The sequence below is a fragment of the Pseudomonas azotoformans genome (genome assembly GCF_900103345.1).
Classification (GTDB): Bacteria; Pseudomonadota; Gammaproteobacteria; order Pseudomonadales; family Pseudomonadaceae; genus Aquipseudomonas; species Aquipseudomonas azotoformans.
Map to the genome: position 1 here is coordinate 971,284 of NZ_LT629702.1, position 18,957 is coordinate 990,240.

At 59.7% G+C, this 18,957-nt stretch carries 14 protein-coding genes; 9 read left to right on the forward strand and 5 right to left on the reverse strand.

Annotation, left to right across the window (positions count from 1 at the left end; translation table 11 throughout):
* Positions 1-38 precede the first annotated feature (38 nt).
* Positions 39-1,481, forward strand: a complete 1,443-nt coding sequence (locus tag BLR69_RS04180; RefSeq protein ID WP_071496048.1) for a serralysin family metalloprotease — start codon at positions 39-41, stop codon at positions 1,479-1,481.
* Positions 1,482-1,516: 35 nt separating this feature from the next.
* On the opposite strand, the gene BLR69_RS04185 is transcribed toward BLR69_RS04180, so the two are convergent.
* On the reverse strand, positions 1,517-2,563 hold the full coding sequence (locus BLR69_RS04185) for an aldo/keto reductase (RefSeq protein ID WP_071496035.1): 1,047 nt from the start codon (positions 2,561-2,563) through the stop codon (positions 1,517-1,519).
* 161 nt (positions 2,564-2,724) lie between these two features.
* On the opposite strand from BLR69_RS04185, the gene BLR69_RS04190 reads away from it, so the two are divergent.
* From BLR69_RS04190 to BLR69_RS04205, 4 genes are all read left to right on the forward strand, one after another.
* The gene (locus BLR69_RS04190; protein WP_071496034.1) at positions 2,725-3,441 is read left to right on the forward strand and encodes a helix-turn-helix transcriptional regulator; all 717 of its coding nucleotides are present in this window, start codon (positions 2,725-2,727) and stop codon (positions 3,439-3,441) included.
* Positions 3,442-3,493: 52 nt separating this feature from the next.
* A complete protein-coding gene (locus BLR69_RS04195; protein ID WP_071496033.1) occupies positions 3,494-3,829 on the forward strand; it encodes a nuclear transport factor 2 family protein in 336 nt (111 codons plus the stop codon).
* Positions 3,830-3,844: 15 nt separating this feature from the next.
* Positions 3,845-4,948, forward strand: coding sequence for a cell division protein ZapE (gene zapE / locus BLR69_RS04200; RefSeq protein WP_071496032.1), 1,104 nt, complete (start codon positions 3,845-3,847; stop codon positions 4,946-4,948).
* Positions 4,949-5,120: 172 nt separating this feature from the next.
* Complete coding sequence (locus BLR69_RS04205) at positions 5,121-5,612, forward strand: GNAT family N-acetyltransferase (protein ID WP_071496031.1); 492 nt, start codon at positions 5,121-5,123, stop codon at positions 5,610-5,612.
* Between the two features lie 89 nt (positions 5,613-5,701).
* Here the strand turns inward: BLR69_RS04205 and BLR69_RS04210 are convergent, their stop codons facing one another.
* The 4 genes from BLR69_RS04210 to BLR69_RS30880 form a co-directional block, all read right to left on the reverse strand.
* Positions 5,702-5,923, reverse strand: a complete 222-nt coding sequence (locus tag BLR69_RS04210; protein WP_071496030.1) for a hypothetical protein — start codon at positions 5,921-5,923, stop codon at positions 5,702-5,704.
* 144 nt (positions 5,924-6,067) lie between these two features.
* Positions 6,068-8,296: a TonB-dependent siderophore receptor gene (locus BLR69_RS04215; RefSeq protein ID WP_071496029.1), complete on the reverse strand. Its 2,229-nt coding sequence runs from the start codon at positions 8,294-8,296 to the stop codon at positions 6,068-6,070.
* Positions 8,297-8,410: 114 nt separating this feature from the next.
* Complete coding sequence (locus BLR69_RS04220; protein ID WP_071496028.1) at positions 8,411-10,168, reverse strand: phosphoethanolamine transferase CptA; 1,758 nt, start codon at positions 10,166-10,168, stop codon at positions 8,411-8,413.
* Between the two features lie 161 nt (positions 10,169-10,329).
* Positions 10,330-10,509, reverse strand: coding sequence for a DUF6026 family protein (locus BLR69_RS30880; protein WP_255337132.1), 180 nt, complete (start codon positions 10,507-10,509; stop codon positions 10,330-10,332).
* A 270-nt stretch (positions 10,510-10,779) separates the two neighbouring features.
* On the opposite strand from BLR69_RS30880, the gene gnd reads away from it, so the two are divergent.
* The 4 genes from gnd (at position 10,780) to BLR69_RS04240 (ending at position 18,956) form a co-directional block, all read left to right on the forward strand.
* A complete protein-coding gene (gene gnd / locus BLR69_RS04225) occupies positions 10,780-11,763 on the forward strand; it encodes a phosphogluconate dehydrogenase (NAD(+)-dependent, decarboxylating) (protein WP_071496027.1) in 984 nt (327 codons plus the stop codon).
* Positions 11,760-13,283, forward strand: a complete 1,524-nt coding sequence (gene zwf / locus BLR69_RS04230) for a glucose-6-phosphate dehydrogenase (protein ID WP_071496026.1) — start codon at positions 11,760-11,762, stop codon at positions 13,281-13,283. Before gnd ends, zwf begins: the two co-directional genes overlap by 4 nt.
* The gene (locus BLR69_RS04235) at positions 13,280-14,125 is read left to right on the forward strand and encodes a Cof-type HAD-IIB family hydrolase (RefSeq protein WP_071496025.1); all 846 of its coding nucleotides are present in this window, start codon (positions 13,280-13,282) and stop codon (positions 14,123-14,125) included. Before zwf ends, BLR69_RS04235 begins: the two co-directional genes overlap by 4 nt.
* A 94-nt stretch (positions 14,126-14,219) precedes the next feature.
* Positions 14,220-18,956, forward strand: a complete 4,737-nt coding sequence (locus tag BLR69_RS04240) for a dermonecrotic toxin domain-containing protein (RefSeq protein ID WP_071496024.1) — start codon at positions 14,220-14,222, stop codon at positions 18,954-18,956.
* Position 18,957: the final 1 nt, after the last annotated feature.

Below are 18,957 nucleotides of genomic sequence, written 5' to 3' on the forward strand. Positions count from 1 at the left end.
TTTCAATCACCACAATGATTGTAAAGAAGAATATTGATATGGCTATTACCCAGTCGGCTCCTGCCCCAACTCCACCCAGTACTGCGTTCGAACAGATGCAGGCATTCGGCCGTCGCCATGAGCGCGTGCCGGGTCAAGACGTCAATGGCAAACCATCTCTCACCCATGATCAGGCGGGGGAGCAAATAAATCTCAAGGGCAGAGAGCGTTGGCCGGACCGCGACGGCGACGGCAAGGCAACCTTTTCCTATTCGTTCGCCAAGCGCCCTGGCGCAACCTTCAATCAGCTGAAGCTCATCGGTTTCAGTGAGTTCAATCCTGAGCAAAAGGCTCAGATGCGACTGTCCCTACAATCCTGGTCAGACGTCGCCAATGTCAAGTTTACCGAGAAGGAAAATGACGGAACGGGCGATGGGCATCTGCGGTTTGGCAACTTTCAGGAAATCGAGGGTGTGAAAGCTCCGGATGGAAAGGCGGTTACCCAATACGATCCGGAGGGGCATGAGCAGCAAGCCTGGTTTCGAGTGGGCGGCTATGACGCTAACCGCGCACCTAAAGTGAACAGTAGGGGCCGCAATACGTTTACCCATGAGGCTGGGCATCAAATCGGCTTATTCCATCCTGGAAAATATAATGGATCAAGAGCCGGATATGAGAAGGCGGCCGAGTACGGCCAGGATACTCAGGGGCATTCGGTCATGAGTTATTGGGAGGAGACTCACACGGGGCAGGATTTCAGTAAAAAAGGAAAACAGTATTACGCGTCGGCCCCGCAAATGGACGATATCGTTGCTGCCCAGCAGCTCTACGGGCCTAATACGCAAACCCGCAAAGGCGACACCGTCTATGGCTTTGGTTCCAACACTGGCCGGGATTATTACACCGTCAAATCGGCCAGCGACCCACTGGTGGCTTCGATCTGGGATGGCGGCGGGCATGATACGTTGAACCTGAGCGGTTATCGCGATGATCAGAAAATCAACCTCAATGCGGGTTCGTATTCGGACGTTGGGGGGATGAAAGGCAACTTATCCATTGCGCCGGGTGTGGTCATCGAGGATGCCGTCGGTGGTGTGGGTAATGATTGGATGCTCGGCAACTCGGCTGCCAACAGTCTGAAGGGTGGCCCCGGTGATGATGTCATTGATGGTGGGGCCGGGCAGGACGAGCTGTGGGGCGGCAGCGGCAAGGACGTATTTTTGTTTTCTGACGCAAGCCATTCAACGCCCGATGCGCCGGATCGCATCATGGATTTTCGCAGTGGCGAGGACAAAATCGATGTGTCCAGCGTTCGGTTCGCCAGCGGCCAGCCTGAATTGAAGCATGTCGAGGTATTCACGGGGCGGCCAGGTGAAGCAATACTGACTTACGACGCCAAGACACGCTTTAGTACGCTGAAAATCGATACCACTGGCAACGCAAAGCCAGACTTCAAAGTGCTGGTCAAGGGGCAGGTGACGCGCAGTGATATCGTCGCCTGATGAAATGGGCTGCCCTTGTGGGGCTGCCCAGGTGTTCAGATTACCGGCGGTCGCTGTTGGTCCGGACCTTTGGCGACGGGGAAACGCTCTGCAATGATCCCGTGCGGCACGCCGAGCGGGATGGCGCTGGCGCTGTCGAGGCGGGTGAGTTGCTCGGCCGACAGGTGCACATTCAGCGCGCCTAAGGTGCTGTCCAGCTGGGCGCGGGTGCGCGAACCCAGGATCGGCACCAGCGCGGTGGTCGAGCTCCGGGCCTTTTCCCGCAGCCAGGCGATGGCGACGTGGGTCGGTGTGGCGTCGATTTCACCGGCAACCGCCAGCAGTGTATCGAGCACAGCGGTTTCACGCGCACTGTGTTCGGCGTGCACTAGGATCCCGAGTTTGTTGGCGCGGTTATCGTCCTGGGTGTTGCGGTACTTGCCGGTCAGGAAACCGCCGCCCAGGGGTGACCATAGCGTGGCGCCCAGCCCCAGCGCTTCGGCCATCGGCAGCAGTTCGCGGTCGGCGCTGCGTTCCACCAGGCTGTATTCCACCTGGACGCCGATGATCGGTGCGAAGCTGCGCACGTCGGCCAGCAGGTCGGCGCGGGCAATACGCCAGGCGGGGAAGTTGGACAGGCCGGCATAGTGGATCTTGCCGGCGCGCACCAGGTCATCGAGGCCGCGCAGGATCTCTTCCATGGGCGTGACGTTGTCGCTCATATGTGCCCAGAGCAGGTCGATGCGCTCGGTGTTCAAGCGCTTGAGGCTTTCTTCCACCGAGCGCACCAGGTTCTTGCGGTTGTTGCCGACGCGGATCGTGCCTTCATCGGACGGCTCGGTGCGCAGGGTGTACTTGGTGGCCACCACCAGGTTGTCACGCTCCGAGGCAATAAATTCCCCCAGCAGCTTTTCGGCCTGGCCGAACTGGTAACCGTTGGCGGTATCGAGGAAGTTGCCCCCGGCTTCGAGGTAACCATCAAAGATCGCCTTGGCTTCGTCGCGCTCGGCGCCATGGCCCCAGCCCGTACCGAAATTACCGGTGCCCAAGGCCAGTTCAGATACCTGCAGGCCGCTGCGGCGACCAAAGATTTTATTACGCATACAAGGACTCCAGAGGCAGTGATTGTCTTACATGTTTGGCAACATGTATTCAATATGATCTGCATAATTTATCGGGTCAAGCGACTTGTTTACTGCTGACGATTTCTGACAGGGGGCTTTGCTATGCTGCTGCACTTTTCCATTTTCTGGCGGGAAACCCTGTGTCGCGTACCACTCGTCTACTGACTTTGCTCCAGGCCCTGCGGGGTAAGAAACGTCCAGTGACCGCTGCGGTGCTGGCGGCGCAGTTGGAGGTGTCCGAGCGCACGCTGTATCGCGATATCGCCGAATTGACGGCCTTGGGCGCGCCGATTTTTGGTGAGGCGGGGGTAGGGTATGTGTTGCGCAGTGGCTTGTTTCTGCCGCCCTTGATGCTGAACGCCGAGGAAACCGAAGCTATCGTGCTCGGCTTGAGATATGTGGACCAGCGCGGCGATGACGTGCTCAGCCGTGCGGCTGCCAATGCCCTGGCAAAGATCGCCGATGTACTCGACCCTGCCGCCCAGGAAGCCTTGCGCAACCCGACGCTGCTGCCTGGCCCGCCAGGGTTCGGTTACCCGGAAAACCGGGTGCCGCTCAATGTGTTTCGCGAGGCGATTCGCAACCAGGCCAAGTTGAATATCGATTACGCCGACGCCAGCCAGACCCAGAGCCAACGCCTGATCTGGCCCCTGGCTCTGGGCTTTCTGAATGAAGTGCGGGTGATCGTGGCCTGGTGTGAACTGCGCGGCGCCTATCGCACCTTTCGCACCGACCGCGTGGCGAGTGCACAGGTGCTTGGCGAACGTTACCCAGGGCGGCGCAGCGATTGGCTGCGGGCCTGGCGCAAGTTGATGGAGCAGAATGAATCCGGACCGTTTACTCCTGACAAAAACTGACACAACCCTGGCTTAGCATGGCACTACAAATCACCAAGAAAGGAGCTGTGTCATGTCTATCCCTGAGTTGGCACCGGCCATCGTGGCCTATATCGCGGCGGCCAATACCCGTGACACCTCGGCTATCGCCCAGTGTTTTGCCGAGGATGCCAATGTGTTCGATGAGGGCCAGCACCAGGTCGGCGCTGCCGCCATTGCGCGCTGGATGGAAGACACCGGGCGTCGTTATCAGTCGCGGGTCGAAGTGCTCAAGGTGCAACACCGTACTGGCAAGGTGCTGGTCAGCAATATCGTGTCCGGCAATTTCCCGGGCAGCCCATTGGAGCTGCGCTACACCTTTCGCTTGAACGAGCAGGGCAAGATTTCGCGGCTGGATATTTCGCTGTAGTTCATACTGGCGGGCATGACTTTCGACTCGCCCCTCGCTGCCTACCAATACGCCGTTGCTCAACCGGGTTTCGTCGCCGACGCCGCTCAGCGCCGCGCGGTGGACGCCCTGCAGACCTGCCACGAAGCCCTGCACCACAGCCATACGGCGATCGCCGGCGTGTACCTGTGGGGCCCGGTGGGTCGGGGCAAGACCTGGCTGATGGACCAGTTCTACCAAAGCCTGCAGGTGCCAGCGCGGCGTCAGCACTTCCATCACTTCATGCAGTGGGTGCATCAGCGTCTGTTCCAACTCACCGGCACCCACGACCCCTTGCAGGCCTTGGCCCGGGAACTGAGCCAGGCAGTGCGCGTGCTGTGTTTCGACGAGTTGTTCGTCAACGACATCGGCGACGCGATTATCCTCGGGCGGCTGTTCCAGGTGATGTTCGAAGAAGGCGTGGTGATGGTCTGCACCTCCAACCAACCGCCTGACCAGTTGTATGCCGATGGCTTCAACCGCGAGCGCTTTTTGCCGGGCATTGCGGCGATCAAGCAGCACATGCAGGTGGTAGCGGTGGATGGGGGAGAGGACCACCGGTTGCATCCGGGCCTGGGTATTCAGCGCTACTGGGTCAATCAACCCGAGGCGCTGGCGGGCGTGTTCCAGCGCCTGGCCCAAGGTCAACCGACTCGCAGCGGGCCGCTCGTGGTGGGGCATCGCGCCATCGTCGCCGTGCAGTCCAGCGATACCGTACTCTGGTGCCGTTACGCCGACCTGTGCGAGCAACCGCTGGCGGCCATGGATTTCATGCTGCTGTGCGATCGCTTCAAGCCCATCCTGCTCGGTGAAGTTCCCAACCTGAGTGCGCAAAAACGTCCTGGCCGGATTGCCCGCGGCACTGAGGATGGCGTGCAACGCGTAGTGGCCGGTGATCGCGAGTTGCCGGAGTTGTCGGTGCACGATGACAGCGTGCGCCGGTTTATCGCCCTGGTGGACGAGTGCTACGACCGTAAAGTTCCGTTGTTCATCGAGGCCCAGGTGCCGCTGGAGCGCCTTTACACCGAGGGCTACCTGGAGTTTCCCTTCCGCAGGACACTCAGCCGCCTGCAAGAAATGCAGTTGCAGCGTTTCGGCTGACGCCCGTACGAAAAAATCCAGGAATCGTGCGATTGCGCTTTTTCAACCGCGTAACCTTCGCCTTTCATGCGCATATTTGTAGTTAATCTCCTTCATCTGGCGCCTGCTCCACGCTTACAATCGTGCCCCTCACAGGGAGCCGAATCCCTTGTAATCGTGATCGAGGAAGGACATGGACACCCCAGACATCCTGGTGCTGCAAGCCAGCTACACCAACCCCGTGCATGCCGACGCCATCGGCCGCGTGCTCAACCATTACGCCGAAGACCCGATGGGCGGTGGCCACAGCCTGCCCGCCGACCTCCTGGAGCAACTGCCAGGCGAACTGGCAAAGCGCCCACATGCGTTCAGCGTACTGGCGTTTGTCGGCGGAGAACCGGCGGGTCTGGTGAATTGTTTTGAAGGGTTTTCCACGTTTGCCTGCCGTCCTTTGGTCAATGTCCACGACGTGGCGGTGATGGATGCGTTCCGTGGTTTGGGGCTGAGCCAGAAAATGCTGCAAAAGGTCGAGGAAATCGCCCGTCAGCGTGGCTGCTGCAAAATTACCCTGGAGGTACTGGAGGGGAATGCGGTGGCTCAATCGGCGTATCGAAAGTTTGGTTTTGATGATTCGATGTTTGATCCGGCCCACGGGCGAATGTTGTTCTGGAGCAAACCGCTTTAATAAATAACAGGCAAAAAAAAGGCGCCATTAAATGGCGCCAAGTTGACCTTGACCAAAGGAGCGGGATGGCAAAGGGTATTACGGTTAAATCAAGTGTTTGGTTGTTGCTCGGCAGCGGACTGGTCAGCGGTTTCTTTCTTCACGTTCTTTCCATCGGCCAGCGCGGTTTGTGCAGCGGTGCCGTGGGTTTGTTGCTGCACGAAGGTGAAGTCGTTGTAGAACGCCTTGGAACGCTCCGAGCCGCCTTCGGCAAAGGCGGCGGCGGAGGTCAGGGTCATCAGGCTGGCAAGCATCAGGGTGGAGAGTTTCATGGCAGTGTTTCCGGTAAGTGTGATCGGTATCCGTTCTGTCCTTGATCAGATTCATGGGGCAAGTGTGGAGGGAGTTTATTAAGTAGGAATTAACGCCAAAAAAACCAAAAGCTAACAATTTCGTTAACTTCTGGTTAAAAGGTCCTACATCTTCCAGTCCAATGCCAAGGTGATCGAGCGTGGGTCACCCCAATACACGCCGTTATAAAAACCAACGCGCTCGTAATACTTTTTATCAAATAGATTGTTGACGTTTAGCGACGCCGTAACATGTTCATCGAACTGATAGCGGGACATCAGGTTGACCACGCTGTAGGCCTGCTGGGTGATCTTTGCCCGTGTGGTGATCCGGTTTCCCTTGCTGTCACGAGCCCCCGTCGGCCGGTTGCTGAATTCATGGATATCGCTCTGCCAGTTCACGGCACCGCCGACCGTCAGGTTGCGCCATGCACCGGGTAACCGGTAGGCACTGGAGACCTTCAGCAGGTTCAGCGGCTGGCCGGTGTTGTTGCGTTTGTCCGCGCCGTTCACCGAGTGGGTATAGGTGTAGCCGGCCGTGAGATTCCAGTCCGGCAGCACTTCGCCAGCCACCTCCAGCTCGAAACCGCTCACCTTGTTACCCTTGCCGCCTGACTTGTAGTACTCCTCGCCCGTGATCGGGTTCGGCGGTACGGAGTCATCCCGTTCCGCGACGTTGTCCTGCTTGCTCCAGAAATAGGCGGCCGCTACGTTCAAGCGCTCCTGCAGCAAGCTGCCCTTGAGCCCCACTTCATAGTTGCTGCCCACCACGGGCTCCAGGTACTTCTCGTTGACGTCCTTGAGGCTCTGCGGCTTGAAGATGTCGGTGTAGCTGGCGTAGACGGTGTACTCCGGTGTGATGTCGTAGAGCAGACCGGCGTAGGGCGTCCACATATCGTTGTGGGTCTGGCGGGTCTTGTTGGCCCTGAGCAATTGGTCATTGGCAGCGTATTCAGGCGCTGCGCTTTCCAGCTCCCAACTGCCATAACGGCTGCCGAGTACCGCATGCAGGCGCTCGGTCAGGCTCAGGCGCGTGGCCAGGTAGCCGGCTTTCTGTTGCTTGCTGCTGTGCTCACCCTTGAGCCCGGTCACGGTGTCGGCGAACTTGCCTATCCCGCCCATGTATTTCCAGTCTTCGATGCTGTAGTAGCCGCCCGGGATGCTGCTGCGCATCACGGGCGAGACGTCCCGCTGCGTGGCCTCGCCATAACCCATCATCAGTTCATGTTCACGGCCCAGCAGCGCATAGCTGCCAGCCAGGTTCAGGTCAATCGCCTCCATTCTCGACGTGCCGCGCATATGGCTGGCCCAGGCGGTCATGCCGCTGCGGTCGTCGTTGGGGAACCCCGCGCCGCCGTAGTAGACCTTGCCGTCCGTATCGCTCTGGCGATGGGTGTAGGCCGCCTTCACGTGCCAGTCGCCATCCAGGCGGTGATCGAGGCTGGCAAAGGTAGTCTTGTCGGTCAGCGGCCAGGAGCTCCAGTGCGCGGCCATATTGGTGGAGCGTGACAGCCCGGCCTTGCCGCCCTGGCTGTTCCAGTAGGGCACAGTGCCCCAGGATGTGCCCTGTACCTTTTTGTCCTGGTAATCAAAACCGACCGCCAGCACGGTGTCGTCCGACAGGTCGCCTTCAAGGATGCCGTAGCCGACTGCCCGCTGCAGCGCGTAGTTGTCGCGGAAGGATTTGCTGTCGCGATAGGCCAGCACTGTACGCCCGCGCAGCTTGCCGTCGTACGCCAATGGGCCGCCGACATCCACGTAGCTGTAGTAGTTGTCATGGCTGCCACCACTCACCCCGGTTTTCGCCTGCCACTGGGCGGTGGGGCGCTTGCGTACCATATTGACTGTGGCCGAGGGGTCACCCGCACCGGTGGTCAAGCCGGTAGCACCGCGAACCACCTCGATGCGGTCGTAGATGATGGTGTCGGAATCGGACTTCATGTAGCCGAAGGTGTTGAGCATCCCGTCAATCTGGAAGTTGTTGATGCCGTAGCCACGGGAGGAATAGGACACACGGTCGGAGTCGTTGTGCTGGACGTTGACTCCGGTGGTCTGGCGTAGCACTTCGGTCAATGTATTGAGATTGAAATCATCCATCTGCTGGCGAGTGATCACCGAGATCGATTGCGGGGTTTCCTTGACCGACAGGTTCAGCCGCGTGGCCGTGCTCATCGAACCGGTGGTGTAGGCACCGGTGTGCTCGGTGGTGGCTCCCAGGCCCTCGGCGGTGATGTTGGTGGCCCGCAGCTCGAGGGCTTTGTTTTCGGGGTCGGTTTCAGCCAGCAGGTCGGGGCTTGCGACCACGCTGAAGAGGCCGAGGGTGAACGTCATGGAACGGGTGAAAGGCGCGAACATCGCGGAAGACTCCTTGTCGTCTTTGCGGCCTTTCCGGTCGGAAAAGGCCTTGGTTCAAAGACGAAAGGAGAGGGGGAACTTTAGGCTTAAACGAGAATGATTGTTATCTTTCTGTTACAAGGCTGGCTTTTCCTGCAGTACTACATCAGTCGGATTGGCCTTTTTCGGCTTGATCAGGCTGAAGTCGATCAGCGGTTTCTGTTGGCGCATGTAGGGGTTGCCGATCATCTGCGGGCGTGGTTTGAAGCTGTCACTCACCAGGCTCTTGGTGTGGTCCAGTTCGTTGAAGCTCAGTCCGGCCAGATCGGCCCAGGTGTGAATCAATTGCGAACTGGTGTAGGGCCGTTGCAAGTCACTGGCGAAGCTCCAGTCGTGGGTTTCGCGCCACTTCGGCGAGGCATAGGCCATGAACGGAATAGTGTACATCGGCGCCGTCGGCTTGCCTTCGTTACGTCCCAGGGTGGTGTGGCCGGCCGAGTCGAAGACATCTTCGCCATGGTCCGACAGGTACAGCAGGAAGCCGTTGGGATCGGTCTTGGCGTAGTCCTTGATCAGGCTCGACACCACGAAATCGTTGTACAGCACGGCATTGTCGTAGCTGTTGTAGGTGGGCAACTGGTCGTCGCTGATGCCCGCCGGCACGCCCTGGCGGTCAGTGAATTTATCGAAGGTCGGGGGGTAGCGGTACTGGTAGCTCATGTGGGTGCCCAGCAAGTGCACCACGATGAACTTGCGCTCGGCCGGATCGGCCAGGGCCTTGGAAAACGGCGCCAGCACGTCGCCATCGTACTGGCGGGCGTTCTGGTTGCGGTTGTTGTTCAGGTACACCTGCTCGTCGGCCTGTTCGGAGAAGGTCGTGAGCATGGTGTTGCGCTTGGTCATGGTCTGCTGGTTGGTGATCCAGTAGGTCTTGTAGCCGGCCTGTTTCATCACGCTGACGATGGACGGCGTCTTGAGGTACAGGTCCGGGTTTTCTTCGTCCGCAAAGGTCAGCACCTGTTGCAGCGCTTCGATGGTGTAGGGGCGCGGGGTGATGACGTTGTCGAACACCGCCAGTTGGTCGCGCAGCTTGTCCAGCTCTGGCGTGGTGTTGCGCGGGTAGCCGTAGAGACTCATGCGCTGGCGATTGGTGGACTCGCCGATCACCAGCACCAGGGTCGACGGTTGGCCGGCCATGGTGTCCTTGAGGTTTGTCAGGGGCGGGATCTGGCTGGCGCTGTCGAGCATGCCTTGCATGTTGTCCAACTGCTCGGTGTAGCGGCGGTAGGCGACGATCATCTGCCACGGCACGGCGGGCTCGATACGCGATTCGAAGCGATCCATCGCGTCGCCCAGGGTATCGCTGCGGGCGATCTGCTTGACCAGTGGGTAACCAATGACGCCCACCAGGATTGCCGTGGCCGCCAGCAGCGCCTGGCCACGCGGCAGGTATACCGGACGCACGCGGGTCCACAGGAAAACAGCCACGGCGGTGTGCGCAATGAACGCCAGCACGATCCACCAGGCGAAGTATTGCGTGGCGTACTCACCGGCTTCAGAGATGTTCGACTCGAACATGATGAAGATGACGCTTTGGGAAAATTCCTGCTGGTAAATGAAGAAATAACCCAGGCTGGCCATGGAGCAGGCCCACAGGATCACACCGATCAGGGCGGCGAGCAGGCGCGTGCGACGAGGGAATACCAGCAGGGGGGCCAGCCATATGGCACTCATGAAGAATGCTTGACGAAACCCACTGAAACCGGCTGTACCACTGAGTTGAATCAGCAGTTGGGTAATACCCGAGAAGTACCAGAAAAACAGGAAAAGCCAGCCCAGGCCGGCCCAATCAAAGCCTTTCGCAGACGTGGTGCTGCGTTTGAACATCGCCATCCAGCGCTCCAACCCGGTGATTTTTCAGTTGACGCGCAGGGCTGCACGCAACAGAGGCCACCCTTGCATGGGGTGGCCCTTGGGGGCTGGAGTATCGGGAACGGCGTGTGAAAACTTTGTGAGATTTTTGTAGCAGTTATCTTACAAAACGATGACGGGGCTCAGCAGAGCGCGGGTTGCGCACCGGCGGGCTGGTCCAGTTGGGCCTGGATGATATGGGCACGCAGGCGCAGGACTTCCTGCTGCAACTGTTCGCGCTCGTCTTTCAACTGGCGCAACTCGTCGCGACGGATAGTGACGTAGAGGGTCTGTGGCGGACGTGTCATCTGTGCAGTGCTCATTGCTTACCTCGCAAATAGCCGGTGTGTCGCGGTGTGCCAGAACGCATGAGTCGAGGTTCTCGGCAGCAGTCGGAGGCAATTCTGAATTCTTTTTGTGGGCAATGGAACTTTTTTATTTTTGATGGTCGTGTGACTTTTTGTGCCGTGATGCTGAAACGATGGCAACTTTTTTCCATGAAACTAGCGGTATCCGCGCTGGACTAACCCTCATTAGCCGCATTGCGCTATAAACTATGTCACACATTTTTTAGTAGTTAGGAGCATCAGCACATGCAACTGGGGATTATCGGACTAGGCCGCATGGGCGGGAATATTGCACGGCGCCTGATGCTCAATGGGCATACCACCGTTGTTTACGACCGTAACGAAGCCTTTGTAAAAGGCCTGAGCGAAGAGGGCGCCACCGGCGTTTCCGACCTCCAGGCCCTGGTTGCCGGGCTGCAAAAGCCGCGCACCGTATGGGTGATGCTGCCAGCTGGCGCACCCACCGAAGACACCATTAATGAGCTGAGCACGCTGCTCGAAGACGGTGATGCAATCATCGACGGCGGCAACACCAACTATAAGGACGACGTGCGCCGGGCCAAGGCCCTGGCGGAAAAGGGCCTGCACTATGTCGACGTCGGCACCTCCGGCGGCGTGTGGGGCTTGGAGCGTGGCTACTGCATGATGATCGGTGGCGACGCCGAGACCGTGCAGCGCCTTGATCCTATCTTCAAGAGCCTGGCCCCGGGCCTAAGCAATATCCCGCGTACCAAGGACCGTTCCGCCAGCGCCGACCCGCGTGCAGAGCAGGGTTACATCCACGCAGGCCCTGCCGGTTCCGGGCACTTCGTGAAGATGATCCACAATGGCATCGAGTACGGGATGATGCAGGCGTTTGCCGAAGGGTTTGACATCCTCAAGACCAAGAACTCGGAAAACCTGCCTGAAGACCAGCGCTTCGACCTGAACGTCGCCGACATCGCCGAAGTGTGGCGCCGTGGCAGCGTGGTCTCGTCCTGGCTGCTGGACCTGACCGCCGACGCCCTGGCCACCGACCCGAAACTCGACGGCTACTCCGGCTCCGTGGCCGACAGTGGCGAAGGCCGCTGGACCATCGAAGCCGCCATGGAACAAGCCGTGCCGGTGCCGGTGTTGTCCACTTCGCTGTTCGCCCGCTTCCGTTCGCGCCAGCAGAGCACTTACGGTGACAAAATGCTGTCTGCCATGCGCTTCGGCTTTGGTGGTCACGTGGAGACTTCCAAAAAATGACCACCAACGGCAAGAAACCCAAGGCCGAACCCGCTCCGCCCACCACGCTGTTTCTGTTTGGTGCCCATGGTGATCTTGTCAAGCGCCTGCTGATGCCGGCGCTGTACAACCTCAGCCGTGATGGCCTGCTGGGCGATGGCTTGCGCATTGTCGGCGTGGATCACAACGCCATCAGCGACGCCGACTTCGCCAAGAAACTCGAAGACTTCATTCGCACCGAAGCCGCGAGCAAGGTCAAGGGCAATGCCGATAACGCCCTGGATCCAACGTTGTGGGCGCAACTGGCCAAGGGCATCAGCTACGTCGAGGGCGACTTCCTCGACGACAGCACCTACGCCGACATCGGCCAGAAGATCGCCGACAGTGGCACCGGCAACGCGGTTTTCTACCTGGCCACCGCGCCGCGTTTCTTCAGTGAAGTGGTGCAGCGCCTGGGCAGCGCCGGGCTGTTGACGGAAACCGACGACAGCTTCCGGCGCGTGGTCATCGAGAAGCCCTTCGGTTCCGACCTGGCCACCGCCGAGGCGCTGAACGCCTGCCTGCTCAAGGTGATGAGCGAGAAGCAGATCTACCGTATTGACCATTACCTGGGCAAGGAAACGGTGCAGAACATCCTGATCAGCCGTTTCTCCAACGTGCTGTTCGAGGCGTTCTGGAACAACCATTACATCGACCACGTGCAAATCACCGCTGCCGAAACTGTCGGCGTTGAAACCCGGGGCAATTTCTTTGAAAAAACCGGCACCCTGCGCGACATGGTGCCCAACCACCTGTTCCAGTTGCTGGCGATGGTGGCCATGGAGCCGCCCGCAGCCTTTGGTGCCGACGCCGTACGTGGTGAAAAAGCCAAGGTGATCGGTGCCGTGCGGCCCTGGTCCCTGGAGGATGCGCGGGCCAATTCGGTACGCGGGCAGTACACCGCCGGTGAAATCGGTGGCAAGCCACTGCCGGGCTATCGGGAAGAAGCCAACGTGGCGCCGGACAGCAGCACCGAGACCTTCGTCGCGCTCAAGGTGATGATTGATAACTGGCGCTGGGTCGGCGTGCCGTTCTACCTGCGTACCGGCAAGCGCATGAGCGTGCGCGACACCGAAATCGTGATCTGCTTCAAGCCGGCCCCTTATGCGCAGTTCCGTGACACCGAGGTCGACGAACTCAAGCCCACCTACCTGAAAATCCAGATCCAGCCCAATGAAGGTATGTGGTTCGACCTGCTGGCGAAAAAGCCCGGGCCGACCCTGGACATGGCCAATATCCAATTGGGTTTTGCCTACAAGGACTTCTTCGAAATGCAACCGTCGACCGGGTACGAAACCCTGATCTACGACTGCATGACCGGCGACCAGACCTTGTTCCAGCGTGCCGACAACATCGAAAACGGCTGGCGCGCGGTGCAACCCTTCCTGGATGCGTGGAAGGAAGACGACGGCATCCAGGCCTACAAGGCCGGTGAAGACGGCCCGGCCGCTGCCGACGCGTTGCTGGCCCGAGATGGCCGCACGTGGCACAGCCTCGGATGAGTGATGCAGCGATTCATCCTATCCGTTTTATCCTCAGTGACGTGGACGGCACCTTGCTGCATCCGGACCACCACCTCAGCCAGCGCACCGCCGACGCGGTGCGTGCGCTGCGTGACGCCGGGGTGGTTTTCAGCCTGGCCAGCGGGCGTCCGCCCAAGGCGATGCTGCACCTGATCGAAACGTTCGGTATCGATGTGCCAGTAGCGGGTTTCAACGGCGGCACGCTGATCAACCCGGATGGCAGCATCCTGGTTGCCCACCATTTGCCGGCGGAAGCGGCGCTGGTCACCCTGGCGCTGTTTTCGGGCGAGCCGGACGTGGAAGTGTGGGTGTTTGCCGACGGTGACTGGCTGCGTCGCGATCCGCCCGGGCCGATGGTGCAGCGCGAAGCCGATGGCCTCGGCTACGGGCCGGTGGTGGTGGAGAGTTTCGAACCCTACCTGGATCGGATCGACAAGATCGTCGCCGCGAGCAACAACACCCAACGGCTGGTCGAGTTGGAAGCGCAGTTGCAGCCCAAGGTACAGGGGCTGGCCCAGGTCTCGCGTTCACAACCGGTTTATCTGGATGTGACGGCGATGTTGGCCAACAAGGGTGAAGCCCTGAAGACCCTGGCTGCGCACCTTGGCATACCACTGGAGCAGACCGCGGCGATAGGCGATGGCGGTAATGACCCGGCGATGTTTGAGGTGGCCGGGTTGTCGATTGCGATGGGGCAGGCGCAAGAGTCCGTCAAGCGCCAGGCCAGTGTGGTCACTGGCAGTAACGTCGAGGATGGCGCTGCTGAGGCGATAGAGCGGTTTATCCTGGCCGACCGCAACGGGGCCGCAGTCATACGATAGACAGTTACAGCGATAAGGCAGGGCAGTACGCCAACAATGGACGCTGAATCTTGCGCCCCGCACCCCGGGGCGTTTTATCAGCAAGGAACCCTCCATGACTGCCCCGTCTTCGTTTGCCCGCAGCGAGCTTGCCATTGAGCTTGCCCGTAAAATCCTCGATTACTTTGCCTCACGGCCTTCATTGCAAGAGGTTGCCCTGCGGGTGATGGCGGACAGCCTGCCTACTCGCTATCACTGGCTGCCGATCAACCACACGGGGCCGATGCTGCTCACACCGGTGTACCGCTATGACAACCATGCTTTCGTGCTTGAAGGCCACGACGCGCAGAATTTGCCCGATGCCCTGATCGAGCGTTGCGCCACCGGGCAGTTTATCGACTTCAGCCAGGGCCAGCTCATTGCGCAGAATGCCCAGGGTGTGACCCTGCCTCAGAAGGTTGAGGTGCGTGACATCGAGAAGGTGCTCAATCAGCAAGGCCCGCTGTTGCTCGAGTGCTACCAGGAAGCGCTGGTGGATTACTGGATGAGCCCGGGCAACGATCAAACCATTCGCTACCTGTGGCTGGCCGATACCCTCAGGAATGCACTGTTGGATGCGGCGACCCACGCTTCGCTTGCTGGGCAAGAGCTGGACATGGTGATCAGCCTGGTCAGCCGCTCGTTGTCGACTTCGCGCTTCCAGCCGGTCGATGGGCATGCCTATATCATCGATCAATGGGGCGAGCGGGGGGCGATGAACCTGGAGATGCTGCGCGGGCTGGTGTTGGTCAAGCAGCACGGCGAACGTACCACCGTGTTGCTGTTCACCCTGTCCAGGGGCATCCAGCGCTTCGACTCCCTGGCGCAACTGGGTGATTGGCTGGTCAACCTGTTAAGCGAAATCGCTCCAGGCCACTCGATGCAGTGGCGCCTGTACCAGCCGGCCGGGAACATCTTTCACAGTTTCAGCCTGACCTTCCTGGCCAAGCAATTGGCGGATATCAAGGCGGTATTGCCGCTGGTGCGTTCAATACCCGAGCCGCAGGACGTATTGGCGCGTGCGGTCGAGGTGATCACCCGTGACTTCGACAGCGCCCCCATCGGCTCTGCGCTCATCCAGCGCCTGCGTGATGCGCTCCCAGGCTGGCTGTTGCAGGCTCCCGTCGACCTGCAATGGCAGATGAGCCGCTACGCCATCGACCTGGCCAAGCAGATTCGGCAACCGGATTGGCGGCCGTTTGACGAAGGCGTTCCCTCGCTGCTGGATTACGCCCGCCAGGCGCTGTCGGCACAATTGGCCAAGGACTATCCGGACCGGCCAGTGATCGATCCGGATCTCGTCAAGGTGATGATCGAACTCGATGAGCGTGACTTGCACGCGCAGCCCGGTTTGTTGTGGCAGCTGCCGCCGCTCTACACCCACGGCAGCTGGACCCTCAGTGAGTTCTCATGGTTGGCGTTGACGGCGCTTGATCCGAGCCGGGTCACACTCACGACAGCCCCCGGCCACCCGGCGGTGTGGCTCGCGCCCAGTGACGCGATAAGCCTGATTGGGCGTGCGGACGTCCGGGGTGGCTACGGTCGCGTGATCAAAGAGAAATTCAAGGACAACCCGCGCGAACTGCTCTGGCGCAAGGCGCGGTTTATCGAGCAATTGCGCCTGCAAGTGCCCATGCTGGCACTCGAATACCACCTCAAGTACCCAAAGGCGTTTTCCCGTAAAGCCTATGTGAACGTGGCGGCCATTTTTCAACCGAGCACGGCTGAAACCGAGTCGGTGGTGTTGCGTCCTTTAGCCTTCACGCCGGCGGTGGGGGAAGCGCCTGATGAAGTGCGCAACATGTTCATCATCGGCCCGCGCAGCCTTGGCGAAGGCCCGCAGGTCCTCTACCGGCCGATGTGCGACGTGAAGTTCATCGAGTTTGCCACCGCAGACGCGCTGCTGGCTGCCATCGCCAGCCCAGGTCAGTTGCAGTTTCAGGTGTTGGCCTGGTTGCCGGCGTCGGCGCGGGCGCGCTACCTGGTGCCAGACCTGACTGCGCCGAGTCTTGCTGCATTCGAGCGGGTCGACTTCAACCAGTCATTGTGGTCTGGCGAGGGGGTCGCGTTGGCCGATATGGAAGTCGAGGGGGACTATCTGGCAGCGCTGTTCGAAAGCAGTGTTGAGACCACCTTGAGTGTGACGCAGCCTTCGGCGTCCTCCCAACTCGACGCCTTCTGGGACTGGGTCAAGTGGCTGTTCGGGGTGGGTTTGCTTCTGCTGCTGACGTTTTACGGCGGTCCCGCGGGGCGGGCGCTGGGCTGGCTTTTCCTGACGTGGTCGGTGGTGCAGGACCTCAGTTCCATCGGTGACAAGGATGCCGAAGACAAAGTCTCCAGCGTGGCGGACCTGTTGTTGAATATCGGTCTGCTGCTGCTCAGTCGCGGCCGTGTTTCCACCAAAGTCGCTGGGCGATCAAAAGCGGATGATTTGCTCGACCTGGCCCAGGGCGCCGATCTGGAGCAAAGCATTGAAATGAGCTGGAGTGAGGCACCGGAGTATCTGTCCGAAGGGGGGCAGACCAGTCGTATCGGAACGCCAACGGTGCAGTTGCCAACGGTACGCGGTCCCGAGGAATTGGTGCGGGGGGATCCTGAGCTGGAGCAGTTGTGGAGCGGTTTGTACCGACGGCTGTCGGTGATTCGTTTGGCGGAGTTGGCGCTGTACAAGGTCAGGCCGCTGCCGTTTGCCGAGCGTATCAGCACGGGTAAGCAACGCGGCCTGTTCCGCGCGGGTGGAAGCCTGTACGCAAGCATTGATGGGGACATGTTCAAGGTTGAAGAGCACGATGGCGTCACGCGCGTGGTGAACGATGACTTGGTAAACCGCCTGGGGCCGCAAGTGGTGCCCAGCACCGAGGGAGAATGGTCGTTTTCGCCGGAGCCGGCAATGCCCCACGACTTTCAGGACGCGCTCGACCAGGAAAAACACCGGCTGGCGCAGCTCAAAAGTGATGAGCAACGACGCAAGACGCTCGATGAAGAGTACGACAAACTGGTCCTGCAGTTTGCAGACCAGAACTTCCCCGACACCACGACGCTGCAGGCGCTGAATGCGCGAAGTGCCGAATCCGGAACTCGGGAGTTGATCGAGGAAGAGTTGGCCAGGGCGGACACTACGCTGTGGTGTTCTACTGCCTTGATGGAGGCACTCACCCGGCGTCGGCGGTTGAAAGTGGTCAGAGAGTTCAGCGCGCTGTACAACCGGTTCAGCGCGGGTGCGGTCAAGGCCCGGCGTAACAGGGCGGTGTTGCTCGCCAGTAAACGTGCGGTGCTGCTCCATGAGGATCAACTCGGTGCTGAGACGTTCGACGCACAGAACTTGAGTGCCGTGGTTCTGGATGCCAAGACCTGGCGTGGTTTTGCAGCCAGGTTACCCGACTACGCGACGTTACAGCTGGACGCGATTGAAGCGTGCCAGGATGCCGAGCGGCAGTTTGAAGAAATGAAGCGCACCGGCAAGGCCTTGGATATCGCAGTGTCCGCGCTGGACAGCGCGGACTGGGCGGACTGGGCGGGTCGGCGCATGTCCATGATGTGGCGGGAACTGCACCTGCGTACCTTGGCCTTGCAATGTTTTGATGGGCGGGTGACTGTCGTCAGGGACGCAACGCTGAACCTGATTCAGGAGGTCAGCACGCTATGCAGCATGAAGCTGCTCTCCTATCGGGAGCTGTATATCAAGGGCGGTTTCAATCTGGATCACCAGTTGCGGGTCGCCAATGACGTGCTGGATACGTTGGTGCTGGCCTATCACCGCCTGGCTTACCAGTTGAGTCCCTTCCCAATGTATGTCGTCCCCCAGGCGCTAGGGAGATTTCGCGCCTTTGTCAAAGAACTGCAACGTTCAGTGGAGGAAGAGCTGATCGAGCTGTATCGGCAGTATGAGGAGGCTAACCTGGAGGCAATTTCCGGCACAGTTCGCAAAAGCCCCGGGATGTTGATTGATGAGGTCACGCAAGGACCGCTGATCGGCAATCGACGCAGTCCAGCCGTACCTGATGCAAAACAGGAATACCTTGACCTGCTGGAGCCGTTCGATGAACGACGTGCCTTTACTTTCAAACGTCTGGGGACCGAGGAGGCGCCGGTATGGACGATGCAGCCAAGTGTCCGGCCGCAGGCCGAGGCTGTCGACGTCGTCGAGTCCTTGGAGACAATCGGCGGTGAGGCGCAACGGCTGTGGCGAGATGCCAGGCGCCAGTACGGGCTGATCTGCGAGTTGGAATCCGTGCCCAGGATGTCGCCGCGTCTGGCGCGTGGCGAATGGATTAACGCGATCAAACGCATGAGCCAGCAACGGGATCTGCTTATCGACGCGCTCAAAGTAGCGCCGGTTTCGCCCAGGCATCAGGACCTGCTGGCATTTTTCAAGCACACCCCCGCCGAGCTGTATGACGAGATTATTCAGTTTATGGCGCAGGCCTCGGTGATGCGTGACCGGATGATTTTAAGGTATTCACCGACGTCGGAAGGGTTGCTGCAACTTTCTTATAAGGCGAAGAAGGTGGATATGCTGGAGTTGCCGTCGGCGCGTCCGTTGATTCGGGAGTTTACGGTGCGCGAAAGCTCCACCGGTCGGCCCTTATGGCTGGCCCGCTTCCACTATAGGACCCAAGCTGCGCGCATTATTGGTTACCACTTTATCCGTGGGCATCTCAAACGCTATGAACAACGGCACATCGGTTATCAAAAAATGAAAGACCACGCGTCTAACCGGGAACTTCTGATCAATGTTCTGCGCTCGAACATTGATCACGAAGTTGCCGAAACGGTGTTCTTTAGCGAAGACGTCAGCTCAAGGGTGCGCTGAG